Origin of the sequence: Kitasatospora sp. NPDC057500 (assembly GCF_042802195.1) — a bacterium.
In the GTDB taxonomy this organism is placed as follows: Bacteria; Actinomycetota; Actinomycetes; order Streptomycetales; family Streptomycetaceae; genus Kitasatospora.
Genome location: NZ_JBHVER010000393.1, coordinates 1 through 2,943, shown reverse-complemented (window position 1 = coordinate 2,943; position 2,943 = coordinate 1). Strand labels below are relative to the sequence as shown.

Sequence of the window (2,943 nt, the reverse complement as noted above, 5' to 3'; positions counted from 1 at the left end):
CGGCCGAACCGGTCACCGCCGCGCAACTGCTCGACATCGCCGGCGCCGGCGGCAGCTGCACCCGCACCGGGCTGCACAACGCCGTCCAGGTCGGCGTCCGCTACATCGAGGCGTGGCTGCGCGGGCTCGGCGCGGTCGCCGTCTTCCACATGATGGAGGACGTCGCCACCGCCGAGATCTCCCGCTCGCAGGTCTGGCAGTGGATCCACAACGACGTCGTCCTCGCCGACACCGGCGAGGTGGCCACCGCCGGGCTGGTGCGCCGTCTGATCGCCGAGGAACTGGCCGCGCTGCGGGCCGGACTCGGCGACCGCTCCTACGCCGCCGGGCGCTGGGAGGAGGCCGCGCGGCTCTTCGAACAGGTCGCCCTGGACGAGGAGTTCGTGGAGTTCCTGACCCTGCCCGCGCTGCCCCTGCTGGACTGAACCGCGGAGCGCCCGGCCCATCCATCGATTCCATCCGCCTGCCTGCCTGCCTGCCCGCCGTGGTCGGGTTCAGTGGCGGCCGGCCGTCAGTGCGTCACCGAGGCCGCTGCGCCGGTAGAGCACCCGGCGGCCGTGCCGGGTGCGCTCCAGCAGGCCGGCGGCGGCCAGCGCGCCGAGGTGCCGGCTGACCGCGCCCGGCGTCACCCCCAGCCGGTGGGCGAGTTCCGTGGTGCTGGCCGGGACCGCCAGCAGCATCAGCAGCCGCGCCCGCGCCGGGCCGATCAGCCCCACCAGCCCGGCCGGGGCGGCCGTTGCGGCGCGAACGGCGGGAACAGCGGATCCGGGTGAGGCGGCGGACGCGGCGGGCGAGGCGGCCGGTGCGGCGGGGCCCGGCAGGCCCTCCGCCATGGTGGCCCTGCCGCGCGCCGGGTAGGTGATCAGCGGCGGGCCGTCCTGGACGATGTCGGTCTGCGCGCCGAGCCCGCCCAGCGTCGGGATCAGCACCAGCCCCCGCCCGGCCACGTCCACCACCGAGTCGCCCAGCGCCTGGACCACCGGGGTGCTGTCGGTCAGCCGCAGCACCCCGTCCCGCCAGGAGATCCGGCCGTCCAGGTCCGCGAACAGTCCCTCCGCGCCGCGCTCGGACAGCAGCCGGCCCCGGTGGGCGAGGTCCGCCTCCAGCACCGACCGCGCCCGCGGCCACCACGCCGGCGCCAGGCAGCGCGTCCAGTACCCCTCCAGCGCCTCCGCGATCCGCGCGGTCAGCGCGGCCAGCGCCGCCGGGTCGTCGATCGGCGCCGCCAGTACCGGCGGCAGCGGGCACCCGCCGCCCGGGTAGGCGGCCAGCAGGTCCGCCCGCACCACCTCCGGCGGGGTGCGGGCCATCCGCGCAAGCTCGCCGCCGAAGTCCGGACGGGGCACCGCCGGGCGCGGCGTCAGGAAGTCCGGCACGAAGCCGCTCGGCGCGGTCAGCACGTCCAACAGTTCGGTGTCCAGGGCGGCGTAGCGCTCCCGCCAGCCGGCGATCCACGGCTGCTGCTCCGGGTAGCGCGACGGCCGACGGCGGGCGCGCAGGCCCAGCACCGCCTCCTGCAACGGGGAATAGGCGAACCAGGTGGCGGCGAGGTCCTCGACGCCGAGACGGAACTCGAACATTGACCGTAACGGTAAAAGAATTCCGCCCGCGCCGGAACCCCGCTGTGCTTCTGCCATGACCTCCTCCACCTCGGCGGGGGCGCGCCCGCGCGTCCCCGTCCGCCGCCTGCTGCCCGCCGAGCCGCTGCTGCGCCGACTGGCGCTGATGAGCCTGGTGAACGCCGTCGGCGACGGCCTGTTCGTCACGGTGAACGTGCTGTTCTTCACCCGCTCGCTCGGCCTGACGCCCGGTTCGGTCGCGCTCGGCCTCACCGTCGCGGGGGTGTGCGGGGTGTTCGCCGGGGTGCCGGCGGGGCGGCTCGCCGACCGGGTCGGGAGCAAGCGGCTGCTGCTGGTGCTCGGGCCGCTGGAGGCGGCGGCCGTGCTCGGCTACGCCTTCGTGCGCTCCTTCGCGGCGTTCGTGGTGCTGGCCTGCGCCGCCACGGTGCTGTCGCGCGGGGCGGCCGCGGTGCGCAGCGCGCTGATCGCCCGGGCGCTGCCGGCCGAGGGGCAGGTGCGGTCGCGGGCGCTGCTGCGCTCGGTGGCGAACGCGGGCCTGGTGGTCGGCTCGGGCGGTGCGGCGCTCGCCCTCCAGGCGGACTCCTACGCCGGGTACGTGACGATGCTGGTGCTGGACGCGGTGAGCTTCCTGGGCGTCACGGCACTGCTGGCGGGGCTGCCCGTCGCCGCAACGGCGGCTGCCCGCACGGGGGTCGGCGGGCGCGCGGCGGTCGGCGGGCGCGCGGGGGCCGACCGCCGGACGGCGCTGCGCGACCGCCGCTATCTGCTGGTCACCGCGCTGCACGCCGTGCTGGAGCTGCAACTGGCCGTGCTGACAGTGGGGTTGCCGCTGTGGATCGTGCTCGGCACCGAGGCGCCGGCGGCGACGGTCGCGGCGGTGAACGTGGTCAACTGCCTGCTGGTGGTGCTGTTCCAGGTACGGGCGAGCCGGGGGGTCACGGACGTCCCCTCGGCGGCGCGGGCCTGCGCGCGCGGGGCGCTGCTGCTGGCGGCGGGCTGTCTGGGCTACGCGGCGGCGCAGTACGGTCCGGGGTGGGCGGCGGCCGTGGCGCTGCTGGCGGGCTCGCTGGTGCACACCCTGGGCGAGCTGCTGACCTCGGCGGGCGGCTGGACGCTCAGCCTGGACCTGGCGGACGCCCGGGCGCACGGCGAGTACCAGGGGGTGTTCCTGAGCGGGCAGGCGGCGGCGCACGTGATCGGGCCGCTGGTGGTCACGCTGACGGCGGTGGACCACGGGGCGGCGGGCTGGGTGGTGCTGGCGGGGCTGTTCGCGCTGGCCGGTCCCGCGCTGCTGCCGGCCGTGCGGGGACCGGTGGACGCGCCCGCGCCCGCGGCCCCGTGAGCCGGACGGGTGCCGGCGCCC

General features: G+C 77.0%; 2 protein-coding genes and 1 pseudogene. 2 read left to right on the top strand and 1 reads right to left on the bottom strand.

Annotation, left to right across the window (positions count from 1 at the left end; genetic code table 11):
- Window positions 1-425, top strand: a pseudogene (locus ACFU74_RS36805) (malate synthase A); the annotation flags it as partial.
- Window positions 426-494: 69 nt separating this feature from the next.
- On the opposite strand, the gene ACFU74_RS36800 reads toward ACFU74_RS36805, so the two are convergent.
- Window positions 495-1,580, bottom strand: a complete 1,086-nt coding sequence (locus ACFU74_RS36800; protein WP_380764493.1) for a helix-turn-helix domain-containing protein — start codon at window positions 1,578-1,580, stop codon at window positions 495-497.
- Window positions 1,581-1,635: 55 nt separating this feature from the next.
- Here ACFU74_RS36800 and ACFU74_RS36795 point away from each other — a divergent pair, with 55 nt between their 5' ends.
- Window positions 1,636-2,922 (top strand): MFS transporter, encoded by a 1,287-nt coding sequence (locus ACFU74_RS36795; RefSeq protein WP_380764492.1) that lies wholly within the window; start codon window positions 1,636-1,638, stop codon window positions 2,920-2,922.
- The last annotated feature ends 21 nt before the right edge of the window (window positions 2,923-2,943 follow it).